This is a genomic window from Phenylobacterium sp. J426 (assembly GCF_024699945.1).
Taxonomy (GTDB): Bacteria; Pseudomonadota; Alphaproteobacteria; order Caulobacterales; family Caulobacteraceae; genus Phenylobacterium.
The window spans coordinates 1,496,109-1,514,861 of the sequence record NZ_JAJOMY010000001.1 but is presented as its reverse complement, the minus strand read 5'-3'; the positions used below and the strand labels follow the sequence as shown (position 1 = coordinate 1,514,861).

General features: G+C 68.6%; 11 protein-coding genes, 1 tRNA gene and 1 pseudogene. 7 read left to right on the top strand and 6 right to left on the bottom strand.

Annotated elements, in window-relative coordinates:
• Nucleotides 1-79: 79 nt before the first annotated feature.
• Both LRS10_RS07900 and dmeF read right to left on the bottom strand, forming a co-directional pair.
• Complete coding sequence (locus tag LRS10_RS07900) at nt 80-700, bottom strand: serine hydrolase (protein ID WP_257836764.1); 621 nt, start codon at nt 698-700, stop codon at nt 80-82.
• 19 nt (nt 701-719) lie between these two features.
• Nucleotides 720-1,685, bottom strand: a complete 966-nt coding sequence (dmeF, locus tag LRS10_RS07895; RefSeq protein WP_257836763.1) for a CDF family Co(II)/Ni(II) efflux transporter DmeF — start codon at nt 1,683-1,685, stop codon at nt 720-722.
• Nucleotides 1,686-1,757: 72 nt separating this feature from the next.
• Here dmeF and LRS10_RS07890 point away from each other — a divergent pair, with 72 nt between their 5' ends.
• Nucleotides 1,758-2,840, top strand: a complete 1,083-nt coding sequence (locus tag LRS10_RS07890; protein ID WP_257836762.1) for a GTP-binding protein — start codon at nt 1,758-1,760, stop codon at nt 2,838-2,840.
• On the opposite strand, the gene LRS10_RS07885 is transcribed toward LRS10_RS07890, so the two are convergent.
• Nucleotides 2,837-3,634: an isocitrate lyase/phosphoenolpyruvate mutase family protein gene (locus tag LRS10_RS07885; protein ID WP_257836761.1), complete on the bottom strand. Its 798-nt coding sequence runs from the start codon at nt 3,632-3,634 to the stop codon at nt 2,837-2,839. The genes LRS10_RS07890 and LRS10_RS07885 overlap by 4 nt on opposite strands.
• 128 nt (nt 3,635-3,762) lie before the next feature.
• On the opposite strand from LRS10_RS07885, the gene LRS10_RS07880 reads away from it, so the two are divergent.
• The 3 genes and pseudogenes from LRS10_RS07880 to gyrB all read left to right on the top strand — a co-directional run bounded on the left by LRS10_RS07880 (nt 3,763) and on the right by gyrB (nt 8,464).
• The gene (locus LRS10_RS07880) at nt 3,763-4,698 is read left to right on the top strand and encodes a DUF808 domain-containing protein (RefSeq protein ID WP_257836760.1); all 936 of its coding nucleotides are present in this window, start codon (nt 3,763-3,765) and stop codon (nt 4,696-4,698) included.
• Between the two features lie 9 nt (nt 4,699-4,707).
• Nucleotides 4,708-5,856, top strand: a complete 1,149-nt coding sequence (recF, locus tag LRS10_RS07875) for a DNA replication/repair protein RecF (protein ID WP_257836759.1) — start codon at nt 4,708-4,710, stop codon at nt 5,854-5,856.
• Between the two features lie 167 nt (nt 5,857-6,023).
• A pseudogene (gene gyrB, locus LRS10_RS07870) lies at nt 6,024-8,464 on the top strand (DNA topoisomerase (ATP-hydrolyzing) subunit B).
• 10 nt (nt 8,465-8,474) lie between these two features.
• On the opposite strand, the gene LRS10_RS07865 reads toward gyrB, so the two are convergent.
• Nucleotides 8,475-9,521: a DUF2332 domain-containing protein gene (locus LRS10_RS07865; RefSeq protein ID WP_257836758.1), complete on the bottom strand. Its 1,047-nt coding sequence runs from the start codon at nt 9,519-9,521 to the stop codon at nt 8,475-8,477.
• Nucleotides 9,522-9,906: 385 nt separating this feature from the next.
• Between LRS10_RS07865 and LRS10_RS07860 the strand changes: the two genes are divergently transcribed.
• From LRS10_RS07860 to polA, 3 genes are all read left to right on the top strand, one after another.
• Nucleotides 9,907-11,760 (top strand): methyl-accepting chemotaxis protein, encoded by a 1,854-nt coding sequence (locus LRS10_RS07860; RefSeq protein WP_257836757.1) that lies wholly within the window; start codon nt 9,907-9,909, stop codon nt 11,758-11,760.
• Nucleotides 11,761-12,043: 283 nt separating this feature from the next.
• Nucleotides 12,044-14,539, top strand: coding sequence for a TonB-dependent receptor domain-containing protein (locus tag LRS10_RS07855; protein WP_257836756.1), 2,496 nt, complete (start codon nt 12,044-12,046; stop codon nt 14,537-14,539).
• Nucleotides 14,540-14,809: 270 nt separating this feature from the next.
• Complete coding sequence (gene polA, locus LRS10_RS07850) at nt 14,810-17,692, top strand: DNA polymerase I (protein WP_257836755.1); 2,883 nt, start codon at nt 14,810-14,812, stop codon at nt 17,690-17,692.
• Nucleotides 17,693-17,740: 48 nt separating this feature from the next.
• Here the strand turns inward: polA and LRS10_RS07845 are convergent, their stop codons facing one another.
• A complete protein-coding gene (locus tag LRS10_RS07845; protein ID WP_257836754.1) occupies nt 17,741-18,520 on the bottom strand; it encodes a metallophosphoesterase family protein in 780 nt (259 codons plus the stop codon).
• 56 nt (nt 18,521-18,576) lie between these two features.
• Nucleotides 18,577-18,652 (bottom strand) — tRNA-Ala (locus LRS10_RS07840).
• Between the last annotated feature and the right edge of the window lie 101 nt (nt 18,653-18,753).

The following is an 18,753-nucleotide window of genomic DNA, read 5'->3' as shown; positions in this document are numbered from 1 at the left end:
GCGGGCCGCCTGGAAGTTCCAGCCCGTGCCGTACTCGGGCCGCCAGGTGAGGCCGGCGACCCGGGCCTGGAGGTCGCGCTCATAGGCGCCGACGGCGATCCCCCTCGAGCTGCAGGCGATCCAGGGCCTCGCCGACGACCCCGGGCCCGCCCGCCGCCTTGATCAGCCGGTCGTTGGCGGCGTTGTCGCTCTGGACGATGGCCCGGCGCAGCAGCGCCTCGATGTCGGTCGTGTAGCCGCCGGGTCGGATGTTGTAGCTGACCGGCTGGTAGAAGACCGAGCGGTCCTCCTCGTGCAGCACGACCGGCTGGTCGATGGCGAGCCGGCCTTCGTCGGCGGCCTTCAGCACGGCGATGGCGACCCAAAGCTTCGAGACGCTCTGCTGCGGGTAGAGCCCATCGGGATCGACGCCGGCCGTCCAGCCCGCGGAGACGTCGGTGACCGCAACACCCACCTCCTCGCCGTACGCGCGGACCAGCGCGCTCAGCGCGTCCTGCAGGTCCTTGGGCGCCGGGGGCGCGACGGGGATCGCCACCGGCAGAGGCCCGCCGGTCAGGCGGACCTGCGGCCCGGGCGCAGCGTTCTGATAGGCCGCGAAACCGCCGGCCCCAGCGGCGGTCAGCAACAGGGCGGCGCTCAGCGCCAGTAGGCGGGGACGCGGCCGGATCGGCTTGCGGAAGCGGCGGCGGGACATACGCATCGGCACGCTCCCAGCTTACCTAACCGTGGGCGTGAGCGTGGTCACAATCGTGCGCGTGATCGGATCCGCGCACCTCCACGGTGACGTGCGAAATGCCGGCGAGGCCCGCCAGCCGGGCGCGGTAGGCCTCGGCAGGCTGGGGATGGTCGGCCGCCAGCACGGCGATGACCGCGTGGTGGCCGGGCCCCAGGCGCCAGAGATGCAGGTCGATGACCTGCTCGCCCCCGGCGGCGAGACGGGCGCGCACCTCGGCGGTAAGTTCGGGCGAGGGGTTGATGTCGAGGAGCGCGGCGCCCGCCCGGCGCAGGAGCTTGAGCGCGAACTGAGCGACAAGGCCCGCGGCCAGGAGGCCGGCCAGCGGGTCGGCGAAGCGCCAGTCCAGCTGCTGGCCGACGAGGACGGCGGCCACGGCCAGAACCGAAACGGCCGCATCCGCGGTCAGGTGCAGGTGGACGGCCGAGAGGTTGAGGTCGCCGTCCGGGTCGTTGCGGGCCGCGTGGGAATGGCTGGGGCGGAGCAGCCAGATGCAGACGAGGGTGACAGCCAGGCTGCCCACCGCGATCGGGAGGGCGCCATGGTAGTCGACGATGTGGGGGTTGAGGATCCGCTCCAGGCTCTCGACGGCGATGATCACCGCGGTCGCGGCCAGCACCACGGCGTTCGCGAACCCCGCGAGGTACCCCAGCTTGCCGGTGCCGAAGCTGAAGGCCGGATTGCCCGCGTGACGACGGGCCAGGGCGTAGGCGCCTGCCGCCACCAGCAGGGCGATCACGTGGGCGGCCATGTGCAGGCCCGCCGCCATCAGGGCGAGCGATCCCGTGACGGCGCCGCCCGCCACCAGCACGACCAGCATGGCGGCGCAGATCGCCGTCACCAGCCAGGTGCGGCGCTCGTTGCGCCGGTGGTCGGCGCCGAGATAGGTCCGGTCCTGCCGGAACGAGTCCAGCGGCTCGGGTCGCAGGTCGGGGCGCTCAGCGATCGTCATGTGTTACTTTATAACACCCCAGCTTGAGAACGCCACTTCATAAGTTCGCGCTGTCGCCCTACATGGTCCGGCATGAGCGACAAGACACCCGTCACAGTCCTGACCGGCTACCTCGGCGCAGGCAAGACCACTCTCCTGAACCGCATCCTCTCCGAGGACCACGGCAAGAAGTACGCCGTCATCGTCAACGAGTTCGGCGAGGTGGGCATCGACAACGACCTGATCGTCGGCGCCGACGAAGAGGTCTTTGAGATGAACAACGGGTGCGTCTGCTGCACAGTGCGCGGCGACCTGATCCGCGTGCTCTCCGGCCTCATGAAGCGCAAGGGCAAGTTCGACGCCATCATCGTCGAGACCACCGGCCTGGCCGATCCGGCGCCGGTCGCCCAGACCTTCTTCGTCGACGACGACGTCCGCGCCCGCACCGAACTGGACAGCGTGACGACTGTCGTCGACGCCAAGCACCTGCCGCTGCGACTAAAGGATTCCCGGGAGGCGGCCGAGCAGATCGCCTTCGCCGACCAGATCATCCTCAACAAGACCGACCTCGTCGACGAGGCCGAACTGGCCGAGGTCGAGAAGGCCATTCGCACGCTGAACCCATTGGCGCCGATCCGTCGCGCCCAACGTTCGAACGTGCCGCTGGACGCCATCCTGGGCCGCCACGCCTTCGACCTGAACCGGATTACCGAGCTGCAGCCGGAGTTCCTGAACCCGGCGCACGGCGAGCCGGGCCACGTGCACGACGAGCACTGCGGCCACGACCACGATCACGACCATCATCATGATCATGATCATGGCCACCATCACGACCATCATCATGACCATGGGCACATCCACGACCACGTGGCCGAGAGCGGCATCAGTTCCATCTCGCTGACGGCGGACCGACCGATCGACGCCAACAAGGTCACGGCTTGGCTCAACAACGTGCTGCAGACGCAGGGCGTCGACATCCTCCGCGCCAAAGGCATCCTGGACGTGAAGGGCGAGGACCGGCGGCTCGTGTTCCAAGCCGTGCACATGATCCTTGAGGGCGACTTCCAAGGTCCTTGGCGCGAGAGCGACAAGCGCTACTCGCGCCTCGTCTTCATCGGGCGCAACCTCGACGAAGCCGGCCTGAAAGCCGGCTTCGAGAGCTGCATCGCCGCCTAGCTGAAGCGCTTCTGCAGCGCCGGCGCGCCCTCGGCGGCCCGGGCCAGCGCGTCGGGGTCCCCGTCCCGGACATAGGCCTCGATCGCCCGCGCCAGCGCGGCGTAGGCGAGGCGGAACGGGTGGGTCGCGGAGGACAGCCGCCGCACGCCCAGCGCCTGCAACCGCGCCGCGGCCGGCATGCCCGGCCAGGCCATGACGTTCAGCGGCAGGTGGATCTCGCCCGCCAGCCGGCCGATCAGGTCGGCGTCGGCGGGACCGGGGACGAAGATGCCGTCCGCTCCCGCGGCACGGTAGCGCTCAGCGCGGGCGATCGTCTCGGCGTAGGCCGCGTGGCCCTCGGCAAGGCCACGCAGGTAGACGTCGGTGCGGGCGTTGACGAACAGCCGGTCGCCCAGCGCCGTCCTGATCGCCTCGATCTTGGCCGCGTGCAGCTCGGGCGAGCGGCCGCCGTCCTCTAGATTGATCCCGACCGCGCCGGCCTCGATGACGCGGGTGACGTTCTCCACCAGCTTGCCCAGATCGTCGGTGTAGCCGCCCTCGAAGTCGGCGGTGACCGGCACGTCGACGACGCGGACGACCTCGGCCACCGTCATCACCGCCTTGTCCACCGGCATCAGGTCGCCGTCGGCGTACCCGTGCGCCCAGGCGACGGCGGCCGAGGAGGTGGCCACCGCCTTCGCGCCGGCGTCGGCCATGACGGCGGCGCTGGCCGCGTCCCAGGCGTTGGGCAGCACCAGAATCTCGGCGCCTCGGTGCAGTTTGCGGAAGGCTTCGGCCTTGGCGGTCTGGCTCATCTCTCTCTGTCCCCATTTTCCACGGTTCAGCTTAGACGCTGATATGGGAAGCGCTGTGACACGCTGCTCGCGGAAATCGGACGCGATCGGCGCGTTAGGGAGCGACCCGTTCAGGATGGAGACGTCGCATGGCTTCCGGGCTGGTCGCCCTTCTCGATGATGTGGCGGCGATCGCCAAGGTGGCGGCGGCCTCGCTGGACGACGTCTCGGCCGCCGCCGGCAAGGCCGGCGCGAAGGCGGCGGGCGTGGTCGTCGACGACACGGCGGTGACGCCGAGCTACGCCACCGGCTTCACGCCCGACCGCGAACTGCCGATCGTCTGGAAGATCGCGCTGGGGTCGCTGAAGAACAAGTTCCTGTTCCTGATGCCCGGCGCGCTGCTGCTCAGCGCCTTCGCCCCCTGGGCGGTGACCCCGATCCTGATGCTGGGCGGCGCCTACCTCGCCTTCGAGGCGACCGAGAAGATCATCGAGGCCCTGCGCCACGAGGACATTCCAGACGAGATCGGCGAGATGGCCCTGGGCTCGGCGGAGCTCGAGAAGCAGAAGGTCGCCGGTGCGATCCGCACCGACCTGATCCTGTCGGCCGAGATCACGGCCATCGCGCTGTCGACGCTTACCGACCGCCCCCTAGCCATCCAGGCCGCCGCGCTCGCCCTCGTCGGCCTGCTGATCACCGTCGGGGTGTATGGCGTGGTGGCGCTGATCGTGAAGATGGACGACATCGGCCTGCACTTCGCGAAGAGCCCGCGGGCGGGGACCAAGCGGTTCGGCTGCGGGCTGGTGCGGGGCATGCCCACCGTGCTGGCCTGGCTTTCCACCATCGGCACCGCGGCCATGCTCTGGGTCGGCGGCGGGATCCTGCTGCACGGCCTGGAACACTACCACGCCCCGGTGGTCCCGGCGGTCACCCACGCGCTCACCGAGGCCGCCGCCAGGCTTCCTGGCGTCGGGCCGGCGGCGAGCTGGCTGGCGTTCGCCCTCGTCTCGGCGGTGATCGGACTGATCGTCGGCGGGATCATCGCCGGAGTCGTCCATCTGGTCTCGCACAAGCGCCACGGCTAAGACCCGCGGGTGCGAACGGCCCTCACCCGCCTGACCCTGACGGACTTCCGGTCCTATGCGACGGCCGAGCTGGCGCTCGACGGGCGGCCCGTGTGGCTTGCGGGGCCGAACGGCGCCGGAAAGACCAACCTGCTGGAGGCGGTCAGCTTTCTGATCCCTGGGCGCGGATTGCGCGGCGCGAGCATCGCCGAGGTTGGCCGCCGGCTGCCGGGCGAGGCCGTGGGGCGCGCCTGGGCCGTCTCGGCGGTCCTCGCGGCCGACGGCGACGAAACCCGGCTGGGGACCGGCGTCGAGCTGCCGGGCGCCGCCCGCCGCGTTGTCCGGATCGACGGCGAGCCCGCGCCGCCCGGCCGTCTGGCCGAGTACGTGCGCCAGGTGTGGCTGACGCCGGCCCAGGACCGGCTCTTCCTGGAGGGCGCGGGGGACCGCCGGCGCTTCCTCGACCGGCTGGTCTTCGCCGCCGACCCCGGCCATGCGCCACGCGTCCAGGCCTATGAGAAGGCCCTGCGGGAACGTATGCGCCTCCTGACCGACGCCGCCTCCCTGGGCCCGGCGGACCCGGCGTGGCTCGAAGCCCTCGAAACCCGCATGGCCGAGGCCGGAGCCCTCATGGCCCAGGCTCGCGCGCGGACCCTCGCGGCCCTGCAGGCCGAGATCGACACCCGCGGCGAACGGCCGTTCCCGCAAGCGAAGCTGTCGCTGACGGGCGAGTGGGAAAAGCTGGCGGCGTCCGGGGCCGACTTGCCCGAGATCGAGACGCGGCTCGCCCGGGCGCTCGCCGCCGCCCGCGACCGCGACGCCGGCGCGGGACGGTCGCTCACCGGGCCGCACCGCGGCGACCTCGCCGTCGTGCACGCCGAGAAGGACCGCGCCGCCGCCGAGTGCTCCACCGGCGAGCAGAAGGCGCTGATCCTCAACCTCGTGCTCGCCCAGGCCGCCCGGCTGGCCCGCGTCGAAGGCCAGCCCGCGCCGATCCTGCTGCTCGACGAGGTGGCCGCCCACCTCGACCGTACGCGCCGCGCCGCCCTCTTCGATGAGATCGAGGCGCTGGGCCTGCAGGCCTTCCTGACCGGCACCGACGACCATCTGTTCGAGGGGCTCGAAGGCCGCGCCCAGGGCTTCCGAATGGACGCGGCGGGCTTCGCGCCGGCCAGCTGAGACACAGGGTCCCTCCGCGCGCCGAAAGACGTGCAGAATCAGACCGAAACCCTATATAGGTAGCGAAGAATCCATAGGCTCCGCGCCGGGCGCGGCGGCCTCGCATCAGGCGCCAGGAAATGCGCGGTCCGTCAGGTCCGCGGGACGGCGCTCCAGCTGGACGCGACATGAGCGAAGAAACCGAGACCAACGGCCCCGAGACCAATGGCAATGGCGCGGCCGAGTACGGCGCGGAGTCGATCAAGGTCCTGAAGGGCCTGGACGCGGTGCGCAAGCGTCCGGGGATGTACATCGGCGACACGGACGACGGCTCGGGCCTGCACCACATGGTCTACGAGGTGGTGGACAACGCCATCGACGAGGCCCTGGCCGGCTACGCCAGCCGGGTCGAGGTGATCCTTAACGCCGACGGCTCGTGCACCGTCACCGACGACGGTCGTGGCATCCCAACCGACATCCACGAAGGCGAGGGCGTCTCGGCGGCCGAGGTCATCATGACCCAGCTGCACGCCGGCGGTAAGTTCGACCAGAATTCATACAAGGTCTCGGGCGGCCTGCACGGCGTCGGCGTCTCGGTCGTGAATGCGCTCTCCGATTTCCTGAAGCTGCGCATCCATCGCAATGGCCAGCAGCACGAGATGGAGTTCCGACGCGGCGACGCGGTAAGCCCGCTGAAGGTGACCGGCGCCTCGCCGATGCGCGAGAACGGCGAGCCGCTGACCGGCACCGAGGTCACCTTCCTGCCGTCGCTCGACACGTTCCGCTTCATCGAGTTCGACCTGAAGACCCTGGAGCACCGCCTGCGCGAGTTGGCGTTCCTGAACTCGGGCGTGACCATCTGGCTGAAGGACCACCGGGGCGCCGAGCCCTTCGAGGAGGTCATGAGCTACGAAGGCGGCATCGAGGCCTTCGTCCGCCACCTGGACAAGGCCAAGCATCCGCTGATGAAGGCGCCTATCGTGGTGCGCGGACGCAAGGACACCGTCGAGCTGGACATGGCGCTATGGTGGAACGACGGCTACCACGAGAATGTCCTCTGCTTCACGAACAACATCCCCCAGCGGGACGGCGGCACCCACCTGGCGGCCTTCCGTTCGGCGCTGACGCGGATCATCACCGGCTATGCGGAAAGCTCGGGCACGACCAAGCGCGAGAAGGTCTCGGTCTCGGGTGAGGACGCCCGCGAGGGCCTGACCTGCGTTCTGTCGGTGAAGGTGCCGGACCCGAAGTTCTCGTCGCAGACGAAGGACAAGCTGGTCTCGTCGGAAGTGCGCCCCGCCGTGGAGAACCTCGTCAACGAGGGCCTCTCGACGTGGTTCGAGGAGCACCCGAACGAGGCCAAGATGATCGTCCAGAAGATCGCCGAGGCCGCCGCCGCCCGCGAGGCGGCTCGCAAGGCCCGCGAGCTCACCCGGCGCAAGTCGGCCCTCGACATCACCTCCCTGCCCGGCAAGCTGGCCGACTGTTCCGAGAAGGATCCGGCGAAGTCCGAGATCTTCCTGGTCGAGGGCGACTCGGCCGGCGGTTCGGCCAAGCAGGCGAGGAACCGCGAGAACCAGGCGATCCTGCCGCTGCGGGGCAAGATCCTGAACGTCGAACGGGCTCGCTTCGACAAGATGCTGTCGTCGGACCAGGTCGGCACGCTAATCACCGCGCTGGGCGCCGGCATCGGCCGAGACGACTTCGACATCGAGAAGCTGCGCTACCACAAGATCGTCATCATGACGGACGCCGACGTCGACGGCGCCCACATCCGGACCCTGCTGCTCACCTTCTTCTACCGGCAGATGCCGGAGGTGATCGAGCGCGGCTACCTCTATATCGCCCAGCCGCCGCTGTATAAGGCCGCCAAGGGCAAGTCCTCGCGCTATCTGAAGGACGACAGCGAACTGGAGACCTACCTCGTCGACGAGGGCACGGACGGGGCGATGCTGGAGCTGGCTTCGGGCGAGCGGCTGATCGGCCAGGACCTGCTGCGGCTGGTGAACACCTCGCGGGCGGCCCGCGCGAATGTGGAGCGCCTCGCCACGCGGGCGCCGGCGTTCGCCATCGAGCAGGCGGCGCTCGCCGGGCTGTTCGTCGACGGCGCCGGCGACCCGGCCTCGGCCGCCAAGCGCCTCGACCTCTACGCGGAGGAAGGCGACGGCGGCTGGTCGGGCGAAAGGGCGAGCAGAACAGCTTCGTGTTCAGCCGCATCAAGCGGGGGGTCTCGGAACGGATCGTCCTGGACGACATCCTGCTGCACGCGGCCGACGCCCGGCGCCTCGCCGAGCGGGCGAAGGAGCTGTCGGAGACGTTCTCGGGCGTCGCCACCTTCACCCGCCGGGACAAGGCGACCACCATCCGCGGCCCGCTCGACCTGGTCTCGGCGGTGATGGACGCCGGCCGCAAGGGCCTCTCGATCCAGCGCTACAAGGGCCTGGGCGAGATGAACCCTGATCAGCTGTGGGAGACGACGCTGGACGCCGAAGCCCGCACCTTGCTGCAGGTGAAGGTGACCCACGCCGACGACGCCGACGACATGTTCACGCGCCTGATGGGCGATCTGGTCGAGCCACGCCGCGAGTTCATCCAGGAGAACGCCCTGGACGCGGAGGTCGACGTCTAGGCGCCGGCGTTCAGCGCGGGCCGAGCCATTCGATCCAATCCCCGTAGGGATGTGTCTTCGCGAGCACGGTGGTCTCGCCGTCCGGCCAGGAGGCCAGGCGCAGCTGCACCTCCCGCCGGTCGGCCGTCCATTCGAGGCCGATCTCGATGAGCGGCCGTTCCGGCGTCGCGGCCGCGCCGGCCGCGGCCAGCGTCGCCGCCAGCTCGCGCCGAGCCTGATCGCTCAGGTACTGAGTGAACATGGTGTGCACGACGGCGCGACACACGCCGGCCGGCTGAGGCTCGGCCAGCCGCTCGGCGAGCCACAGCTTGGCGTCGCCCTGGTCGACCCGGGGCGGATGGACCACCGCCGTCAACAGCGCCGCCTCCAGCCGGCGGGACCGGTCGGGCTGGTCCACCCAGGTGAACGACAGCAGGCGCTCGCGGTGCGCCGGGTCCGCGGCGTCGAGGGGATTTAGGTCCACGCCACGCGCCTTGACGATCGAGACCTCGGCCTTCGGCGGGTCGGCGCCGCGCCACTGCGGCGCGATGCGAACCGCCGACGACGGATCCCCGGTCGAGACCCCGCCAAGCTGGTAGGCGTAGCGCGCCAGATTGAGGTTCAGCCCGCAGCTGGATCCGAGCTCCAGGACCTCGAACGGCATCGGCCGCGCCGCGGCGACCGTCATGAGCGCCGACATGATGGCCGCGCCGCGCGCCACCTCGTTGGTCTGGGTCGGGTGGCGGATCCAGTCGGCGATGAACTGGTCTTCCTCCGAGAGGGCCGCCGCGACGGCGCCGTCGAAATCGTCGTGTTCACCGCGGTAGAGCTCGGCGAGATACTGCGGCTTGCCCCGCCGGGCGAGCGCGTGCAGCGCGCCGTTGACCCTCAGCGCCACGGCCGCGGCGGCCGGATCGCCTCGCCAGTCGCGGACGAGCCGGCTGCTGATCGGCGCATGCGAAAGCTGGCGGTCGACCGCCTCGAGCACCGAGGCGACGAAGGTTGAACCGGTAGACCGGCAGTTTTGGGCCTGGCGCGCGAAGGCCTGCTTGGCGCCAGCGGTCGCCAGCATCGTCATGAAAACTCGATCTGCATACTCGTTATCCCCCGGACGACCCCGAATGCGACGCCAAGTCCTGGCGCGCCCGGCTGACGCGTCGTCCCAACTGTCAGGCCGCGCACGCGCCCTGAACGGAGATCACTGATGAGGCGGACATCTTAAAAGGAAGCGAATTTCAGGCAGACGAGCGGGCGACGTTATGTCCCACAAGTTGAATGCCAGTCCAGATCGCCATTAACGACCATTCAACACACAGGCATTAGCTCCACTACTCACGATCGGCGATTACGTCTTCTCCGCGACACTATTGGAGACTTTGCGGAAGATTGCGTTATTGATCCGAATTAAATGTGATTGTTGCACATATTATGTGTCGTTTCTGAGGGCAGCTACGGGTCTCGCGATGAACATTCCCAAGAAGCTCAGCTTGTCGTTCGTGCTGATCTGCGTGTCGGCGGCGATCATGATGGTGGTCTTCCTGGCAACCATCCTGATGATCCGCGCCTCCACAGAGAGCAGCAATCACAGCCAGGCGATCCACGCGAACGCCCTGGCGCTCGAGACCGCCATCCTCCGACAGAACAGCCAGCTCCGGGGCTTCCTCGTCACGGGCGACGAAAGCTACCTGAAGTCCTACTACGAGGGCCGGGACGAGTATGATCGCGTTTCGGAGGAGCTGAAGTCGACGCTCACCGACCCGGCCATGCTGAAGCAGCTTGAGGACTCGCGGGTCGCGACCGTCGCGTGGCGGAAGAACTGGGGCGACCGGATGATCGAGGTCGTCCGCGCCGGCCGCCGCGACGAAGCGCAACAACTGGTCCGCGACGCGGGCAAGAAGGTCCTGGTCAGCGACGCCGTGCTGCCGCTGCGCGACATCCGCGACGTCGAGGTGAAGCGCATCGAGGAAAACGGCAAGCGGCAGAAGGGCGCCATCGTCACCGCAATCGCCGCCCTGGTTGTCGGCGGGATCGCGCTCATCGCCATCGCCATGATCCTCTCGCGCCTGCTGAGCCGCACCATCGCCCGGCCGATCACGACCCTGACCGCGGCCATGACGCAGCTGGCGCAAGGCGACAACGAAATCGCGGTCGACGCCGACCGGGCGGACGAACTGGGGGACATGGCGCGCGCCGTGCTCGTCTTCCGCGACGCCGCCCTGGCCAAGGCCGAGGCCGACCGCGCCAAGGCCGAGGCTGACCGGGCGAAGGCCGAGGCCGACATGGCCCGCCTCGACGCCGAGGCCGCCCAGCGCCGGGTCGTGGAAACCCTGGACACCGCCCTGGCCGCGCTGGCCTCGGGTGATCTGACCCACATCATCGACACTCCCTTCGAGCCGGAATACGAGCGGCTTCGCCACTCGTTCAACAGCGCGGTCGAGGGCCTCGAACAGAGCATCTCGGGCGTCGCCCGTTCGGCCCAGACCGTCCATTCGGGCGCCGCCGACATCTATTCGGCCTCCGAGGATCTCTCGCGCCGGACCGAGCAGCAGGCCTCGCGCCTGCAGGAAACCAACGCCGCCACCCAGCAGGTCACCGTCATGGTGGGCGAGACGGCGCAGCGCGCCGCCGACGCCCGCCGCGCCATCGAGGTGGCGAACGGCAATGCGAAGGAAGGCGGCGCCATCGTTTCCGAGGCGATCACCGCCATGGACGCCATCCAGACCAGCTCGGAAGAGATCAGCCAGATCATCAACCTGATCGACAGCATCACCTTCCAGACCAACCTGCTGGCGCTGAACGCCGGCGTCGAAGCCGCGCGCGCCGGCGACGCCGGCAAGGGCTTCGCCGTCGTGGCCTCGGAAGTCCGCGCCCTCGCTCAACGCTCGGGCGACGCGGCGCGCGACATCAAGGCGCTCATCAACACTTCGTCCGAGCAGGTGCAGAGCGGCGTCGGCCGCGTCGGCGACACCGGCGAGGTGCTCACGCTCATCGGCGCGAAGATCAGCGACACCAACGCCCTGATCAACGAGATCGCGCAGAGCACCGAGACCCAGGCCGACAACCTCAAGCAGGTGAACAGCGCAGTCGCCAGCATGGACCAGATGACCCAGCAGAACGCCGTCATGGTCAAGGAAGCGACCGCAGCGGCGCGCAGCCTTGCGGCGGAAGCCGACGAGCTGACGACCCTGGTCGCGCGGTTCCGTCTGCGCTCGGCGGGCGGCTATGCCTCCAGCGGCTACGATGCGCGGCACGGCGACGCGACGCTGGGGCCTGACTTCGGCGAGTCCGACGCGACGCCCCTGGCGCTCGCCGGCTAGCCCGCTTCAGGCGCCGACCTGCAACGGGAGGCGCCGGCTACAGCGAATTTCGAATGACGGATCCGCATCCAGGCCGCCGGCGGGTAACGCCGGCGGTCGATACGCGTTCGGACGTGTAACTCAAAGCCGCGCCACCGGAGAAGGCTGAGACCTTTATGTAATTCCCAGGTCAAAATGTCGCAGGCTCGAGCTGACTAGATGCTCTGTTCTTTACCTATTCCTCATCCTGGCGATGAAAAATGGTGCAATCGAATACACCACGGGGATAGCTAGAGTTTTTGCGATGAAACATCTATTTTTATCTGCGGCAATTGCACCTTTTCTGCTTATGACTCCGGCCCACGCCGAGAGCGCACAAGCCGACGGCGCCATGCCGACTGCGGGGGCCAAGGCGAAGGACGAAGCGGTCTTCTCGACCGGCGTCGCCAAGGGCCGCAGCCCTCTCGACAGCGCCACCTCGACGAGCGCTTTCCGCGCCGACGACATCGAAGTGCTGGGCGCCCGGTCGCTGGGTGAAGTCCTGCGCAACATTCCCGGCATCCGCGCCGAACACGCCGGCCGCGAGGGCAATGCCGACTACTCGATCCGCGGCCTGCCGATGTCGGGCAACGGCTCGAAGTACGTGCAGCTCCAGGAGGACGGTCTGCCGGTCCTGGAGTTCGGCGACATCTCGCAGTTCGGCCCGGACATGTTCCTGCGCTCGGACCTGAACCTGTCGCAGATCGAAACAATTCGCGGCGGCTCGGCCTCGACCTTCGCGTCGAACTCGCCCGGCGGCGTCATCAACCTGCTGTCCAAGACCGGCGACGTCGAAGGCGGCGCGGTCCAGGCCACCATGGGCCTGAACTACGGCGAGCACCGCATCGACGCCGACTACGGCTACAAGCTCAGCGACACGCTGCGCATGCACATCGGCGGCTTCTATCGCGAGGGCGAAGGCCCGCGCGACGTGGGCTTCGACGCCTACAAGGGCGGCCAGATCAAGGTCAACGTCACCAAGCAGCTCGAGAACGGCTACGTCCGCATCTACGGCAAGTGGATGGACGACCGCACGCCGAACTATCAGGACGTGCCGATGCTGGTCACGGGCTCCAACTCGGACCCGAGCTTCAAGAGCCTCGCGGGCTTCGACATCAAGGATGACTCCCTGATCTCGAAGTACAACAGCCGGCTCTTCGCCACCGACGCCTCGAACAAGATCCGCGAGGATGATCTCCGCGACGGCCAGCACGCCAAGGTCAAGTCGATCGGCCTGGACTCGCAGTTCGACGTGGCCGGGTGGTCGATCAGCGAGAAGTTCCGCTTCTCGGACATCTCTGGCCGCAACAATGCGCTGGTGCCGATCGCCATCGCTCCCGCCGTTGCGCTCGCCTTCAACTACGGCGGCGGCCCCGGCGCGACCCTCAGCTATGCGACGGGCCCGCTTGCCGGCCAGGCGATCAATCCGCTGACGCTGAACGGCAACGGCCTGCTGACGTCGTCGGTCTACACCGACGTGAAGGCCAACAGCCTCGACAACATGACCAACGACCTGCGCGCCAGCCGTGTTTGGGAGATGGGCGGCGGCGAACTGACCACCACGGTCGGCTTCTACGCCTCGTCGCAGGACATCGACACCGAGTGGGCGTTCCTGAACATCCTCACGGAAGTGAACGGCGGCGGCGACACTGCCCTGGTCAACGTCCGCAGCGCCGGCGGCGTGCCGACCACCCAAGACGGCTACATCAGCTACGGCCTCGGTAACGGCCTCTACCGCCGCGACTACGACATGAACTACGATGTCGCCGCGCCCTACGCCTCGCTGAACTACCGGTTCGGCAAGGTCGCCATCGGCGGCAGCCTGCGCTACGACATGGGCAATGTGAAGGGCACGCTGCTGGGCGCCGATCTGGGTGGCGGCCGCGTGGGCGTCGCCTCGGTCGACGTGAACGGCAACGGTTCGATCTCGCTGGCCGAGTCCAAGACCGGGGTGCTTCCGCTGAACCGCCCGGGCAAGGTCGACTACGACTACGACTACCTGAGCTACTCGACCGGCGTGAACTACCGCATCGCCGAGTCGATGGCGGCCTTCGCCCGCTATAGCCGCGGCGGTCGCGCCTCGGCGGACAAGATCCTGTTCACCCCGGTGATCAACTACGACACGGGCGCGCTTCTCAACTCGGAGAGCGCCTACGACACTGTCAAGCAGGCGGAAGTCGGCTTCAAGTACCGGGTGTCGGGCGTCACGCTCAACATCACCGGCTTCTCGGCGAAGACCGGCGAACGCAACGTGCAGGTCAACAGCCTGCCCGACGGCTCGATCCGGGTCGAGAACATCATCCGCGGCTACAAGGCCAAGGGCGTTGAGCTCGAAGCCATCGTCCGCCACGGTCCGTTCAGCGTGAACGCCGGCGCCACCTACACCGACGCCGAGATCACCAGCGATCCGACCAACACCAACTTCATCGGCAACACGCCGCGTCACCAGGCGGACCTGATCTTCTCGGTGACGCCGCAGTTCGAGATGAAGTGGGCGACGGTCGGCGCCAACATCGTCGGCACCACCGACAGCTACGCGCAGGACACCAACCAGCTGAAGCTGCCGGGCTACACCCTGGTCAACGCCTTCGTGCAGGTTCGGCCGACCGAGCGGGTGCAGCTTATGTTCAACGTCAACAACCTGTTCGACGAAACCGCCGTGGTGAACGTGCTGCAGGCCAGCATGCCCGCCAACGGTGTGGTCCTGGGCCGCGCCAACAACGGCCGGACCATCTCGGGAACCCTCCGCTACGGGTTCTGATCGGCGCGGCCGGCCGGAACGCTCCTCCCGCGTTCCGGCCGGTCCCCGCGGAAATCGACTCCGCCCGGCGAGCCGTCGGCCGCCCGGGCGCCGAGACACAGGGGCGCACCCCTCGCCTCTGTCGCCGACGGATTACGCCCGCGCCTTTCTGGAGGCGCGGGCGTCTCTTTGTGACGCGCCGGCCACGAGCCGCGAGGGCGCCCGGGACGACATGGATAGAGGATGCCGCGGGCGGGTGACCGTGCTCGCCCGGCGCACTATCTTCCCCGCATGACCGACACGCTCGACGCCGCGCCGCAGACCCTCGCGGACATCCCTCGCGACCACACCCAGGACGGACCCAAGGTCCGGCTCTATCTCGTCGACGGCTCGGGCTTCATCTTCCGCGCCTTCCATGCGCTGCCCCCGCTGACGCGGAAGTCCGACGGCCTGCCGATCGGCGCCGTCTCGGGCTTCTGCAACATGATCTGGAAGCTGCTGGTCGAGATGCGCAGCCAGGCGGATGCGCCGACGCATCTGGCCGTCGTCTTCGACCATTCGGAAGAGACCTTCCGCAACAAGCTCTACGATCAGTACAAGGCACACCGACCGCCGCCGCCCGAGGATCTGGTTCCGCAGTTTCCGCTGGTGCGGGAGGCGACGAAGGCTTTCGGGGTGCCTGCGCTGGAATTGCCGGGGTACGAGGCGGACGACCTGATCGCGGCCTACGCCTGCAAGGTGCGCGACCTGGGCGGCGAGGTGATCATCGTTTCGTCGGACAAGGACCTGATGCAGCTGGTCGGGCCGCGTGTCTTCATGCTCGACACCATGAAGAACGTCCGCATCGGCATCGACCAGGTGATCGAGAAGTTCGGCGTTCCGCCAGAGAAGGTCGTCGATGTGCAAGCCCTTTGCGGCGATTCGGTGGACAACGTGCCGGGCGCCCCGGGCATCGGCATCAAGACCGCCTCGCAGCTGATCACCGAATACGGCGACCTCGACACCCTCCTGGCGCGCGCGTCGGAGATCAAACAGCCGAAGCGGCGCGAGACCCTGATCGAATACGCCGACCAGATCCGGCTTTCGCGCGAGCTCGTGCGGCTGGACTGCGACACCCCGCTGCCCGAACCCATCGACGCGCTCGCAGTCGATGATCCCAACCCCGCAGAGTTGGCCGCCTTCCTCGAGAAGATGGAGTTCCGGACGCTGGCCCGCCGGGTAGGCGACGGCAAGGTGCCCGCGAACGGGGAGGCCCCCGGCGCGACACCGGCGCCCGAGCGTAAGCTGGAGGCGCCGAAGCACGGCCCGATCGACGTCAATGGCTACGTCTGCGTGCACGACGAGGCGACGCTCGACGCCTGGATCGCCCGGGCCTACGAGGTGGGCGTCATCGCCTTCGACACCGAGACCGACGCGCTGTCGTCTTCGGCGGCGAACCTCTGCGGCGTCTCCCTCGCCGTCGCGCCTGGCGAGGCCTGCTACATCCCGCTCGGCCACGAGCACGAGCATGAAGCCACCGGCGGCCTCGATTTCGAGGCCAAGGAGGCCGCCGATCAGCTACCGATCGACATGGTGATGGCGAAGCTGAAGCCGCTGCTGGAGGACCCGGGCGTCCTCAAGGTCGCCCAGAACGCCAAGTACGACCTGGCCGTCCTCAAGCGCCACGGCGGCATCGACGTCGCGCCCATCGACGACACCATGCTGATCAGCTTCACGCTGGAAGGCGGCCTGCGCAAAGGCCATGGCATGGACGAGCTGTCCAAGACCTGGCTGGGTCACGAGCCGATCAGCTTCAAGTCCGTGGCCGGGACCGGCAAGGCGCAGAAGAGCTTCAAGCACGTGGGGCTGAACGAGGCGACCTGCTACGCCGCCGAGGACGCCGACGTGACGCTCCGCCTCTGGGAGCACCTGAAGCCACGCCTGGCGCATGAGGGGCTGACGACCATCTACGAGACCGTCGAGCGGCCGCTGCCCCGCGTTCTGGTCGACATGGAGCTGGCCGGCGTGAAGGTCGACCCGCAGCGCTTGCGCGAGCTGTCGAACGACTTCGGCGTGCGCATGAGCGAACTGGAGATCGAGGCCCACAAGCTGGCTGGCCGGCCGTTCAACCTGGGCTCGCCCAAGCAGATCGGCGAGATCCTCTACCAGGAGATGGGGCTCTCCGCCGGCAAGGCCACGGGCACGGGCGCGGCCTCGACCGACGCCTCGGTGCTGGAGGATCTGGCCGCCCAGGGCCACGACCTGCCCCGCATCCTGCTGGACTGGCGCCAGCTGTCGAAGCTGAAGGGCACCTACACCGACAACCTCGTCGAGGCGATCAACCCGACCACGGGCCGGGTCCACACCTCGTTCAAGATGGCGGCGGCGACCACCGGGCGCCTCGCGTCCGAGGATCCGAATCTCCAGAATATCCCGATCCGCACCGAGGAAGGCCGCAAGATCCGCAAGGCCTTCATCGCCGAGCCCGGGCACGTGCTGATCAGCGCCGACTATTCGCAGATCGAGCTGCGCCTGCTCGCCCACATCGGCGACATCCCACAGCTGAAGCGGGCGTTCGCCGAGGGGCTCGACATCCATGCGATGACAGCCTCGGAGATGTTCGGCGTGCCGATCGAGGGCATGCCCGCCGAGACGCGGCGGCGCGCCAAGGCGATCAACTTCGGCATCGTCTACGGGATCTCGGCCTTCGGCCTCGCCAACCAGCTGTCGATCCCGCGCGACGAGGCCGGTGCCTACATCAAGACCTACTTCGAGCGCTTTCCCGGCATCCGCACCTACATGGACCGCATGCAGCAGCAGGTGCGCAGCCAGGCCTTCGTCACGACCATCTTCGGCCGCAAGGTCCACATCCCCGCCGCGCGTGGGAAGAGCCAGGCCGAGCGCAGCTTCGCCGACCGCGCCGCGATCAACGCGCCGATCCAGGGAGCGGCCGCCGATGTGATCCGTCGCGCGATGATCCGCATGCCGGGCGCGCTCGAGGCGGCCGGCCTGAGGGCCCGGATGCTGCTGCAGGTGCACGACGAGCTGGTGTTCGAGGCTCCCGAGGCCGAGGCGGATGCGGTGATCGCCGTCGCCAAGCGGGTCATGGAGACGGCGCCCGAGCCCGCGCTGCAGCTCTCGGTGCCGCTGGTGGTCGAGGCGCGCGCCGCCTCCAACTGGGACGACGCCCACTAGCCATGCGCCGGATGCCCTGAAATGGCGGCCTGAACCGCGCCCGCCCGGTCAGGCGGCGTGCGGCCTTCGGGCGCGCTGCTGGATCAGTCGCTGGTCCTCGCCTTCCAGCCGGACGGCGGTGAGCACCCCCGTGGCGTAGGCGCCGGTGTCCACGCCGAGGCGATGCTTCAGCATCTGGGCCTCCTCGGCGGGCGTATGACCGTGGACGACCACCTTCCCGAACGGTCCCGGCGCCTGGAGGAACTCCTGGCGGATCCAGAGAAGGTCGCGCTCGGCTTGGTCCTCGATGGCCACGCCGGGACGTACGCCGGCGTGGACGAAGGCGTAGTCGCCCACCGTGGTCATCAGCTCGAGGCGCTCGAAGAACTCCCGGTGGGCTGGCGGCAAGGCGGCGTTGAACGCGGCGCTGGCCTCGGCCCAGGCCTCCGGGTCGGTCCGCGAGGCGGGCGGCTGCACGCCATAGGAGGCGAGCGCGGGGCCGCCGCCGTTGTCGAGCCACGTGGCGCCGAACATCGGGTCGTGCAGGAAGCGAAGCAGCGCCTCCTCATGATTGCCTTTCAGCGTCCGGGTTTCGAGCCGGCCGTAGCCCTTCATCTCGAGCAGCAGGTCGACGACACCCTTGGAGTCCGGGCCCCGATCCACATAGTCGCCCAGCATCACCAGCAGCGGCCGCTCGGCCGGCTGCGACGCCAGGGCATCCTCGGCGATGTCGCGCAGCAGCGGCCCCAGCAGGTCCAGCCGCCCGTGGACGTCGCCCACGGCATAGACCAGCCGTCCGCCGGTCGAGGGACGCGCTTCGGGGATTTTCTTGCGGAAGAGGCCGAACATGTGAGGCCTAAGGATAGGGTCCCGCGCCTTTACGAACAACGAAGCGGGAAGGTTCCTGGTGGAGCCGAGGGGAGTCGAACCCCTGACCTCCTCATTGCGAACGAGGCGCTCTACCAACTGAGCTACGGCCCCAGGAAGGCGCGGAATAAGGCGATTGGCGGGGGTGCTGTCAAGCGTGTGCTTCCGGCATCGGCTCCGCTTCGCCTTGCCTGCGGCCAAAAGGCCGCTAAACG

Bases quoted from the DNA above. Each gene is read 5' to 3' on its own strand.
- LRS10_RS07855 (WP_257836756.1), top strand. From the start codon at position 12,044: ATGAAACATCTATTTTTATCTGCGGCAATTGCACCTTTTCTGCTTATG.
- LRS10_RS07845 (WP_257836754.1), bottom strand. From the start codon at position 18,520: ATGTTCGGCCTCTTCCGCAAGAAAATCCCCGAAGCGCGTCCCTCGACC.
- dmeF (WP_257836763.1), bottom strand. From the start codon at position 1,685: ATGACGATCGCTGAGCGCCCCGACCTGCGACCCGAGCCGCTGGACTCG.
- LRS10_RS07860 (WP_257836757.1), top strand. From the start codon at position 9,907: ATGAACATTCCCAAGAAGCTCAGCTTGTCGTTCGTGCTGATCTGCGTG.
- polA (WP_257836755.1), top strand. From the start codon at position 14,810: ATGACCGACACGCTCGACGCCGCGCCGCAGACCCTCGCGGACATCCCT.
- LRS10_RS07900 (WP_257836764.1), bottom strand. From the start codon at position 700: ATGCGTATGTCCCGCCGCCGCTTCCGCAAGCCGATCCGGCCGCGTCCC.
- LRS10_RS07885 (WP_257836761.1), bottom strand. From the start codon at position 3,634: ATGAGCCAGACCGCCAAGGCCGAAGCCTTCCGCAAACTGCACCGAGGC.
- LRS10_RS07890 (WP_257836762.1), top strand. From the start codon at position 1,758: ATGAGCGACAAGACACCCGTCACAGTCCTGACCGGCTACCTCGGCGCA.
- LRS10_RS07880 (WP_257836760.1), top strand. From the start codon at position 3,763: ATGGCTTCCGGGCTGGTCGCCCTTCTCGATGATGTGGCGGCGATCGCC.
- LRS10_RS07865 (WP_257836758.1), bottom strand. From the start codon at position 9,521: ATGACGATGCTGGCGACCGCTGGCGCCAAGCAGGCCTTCGCGCGCCAG.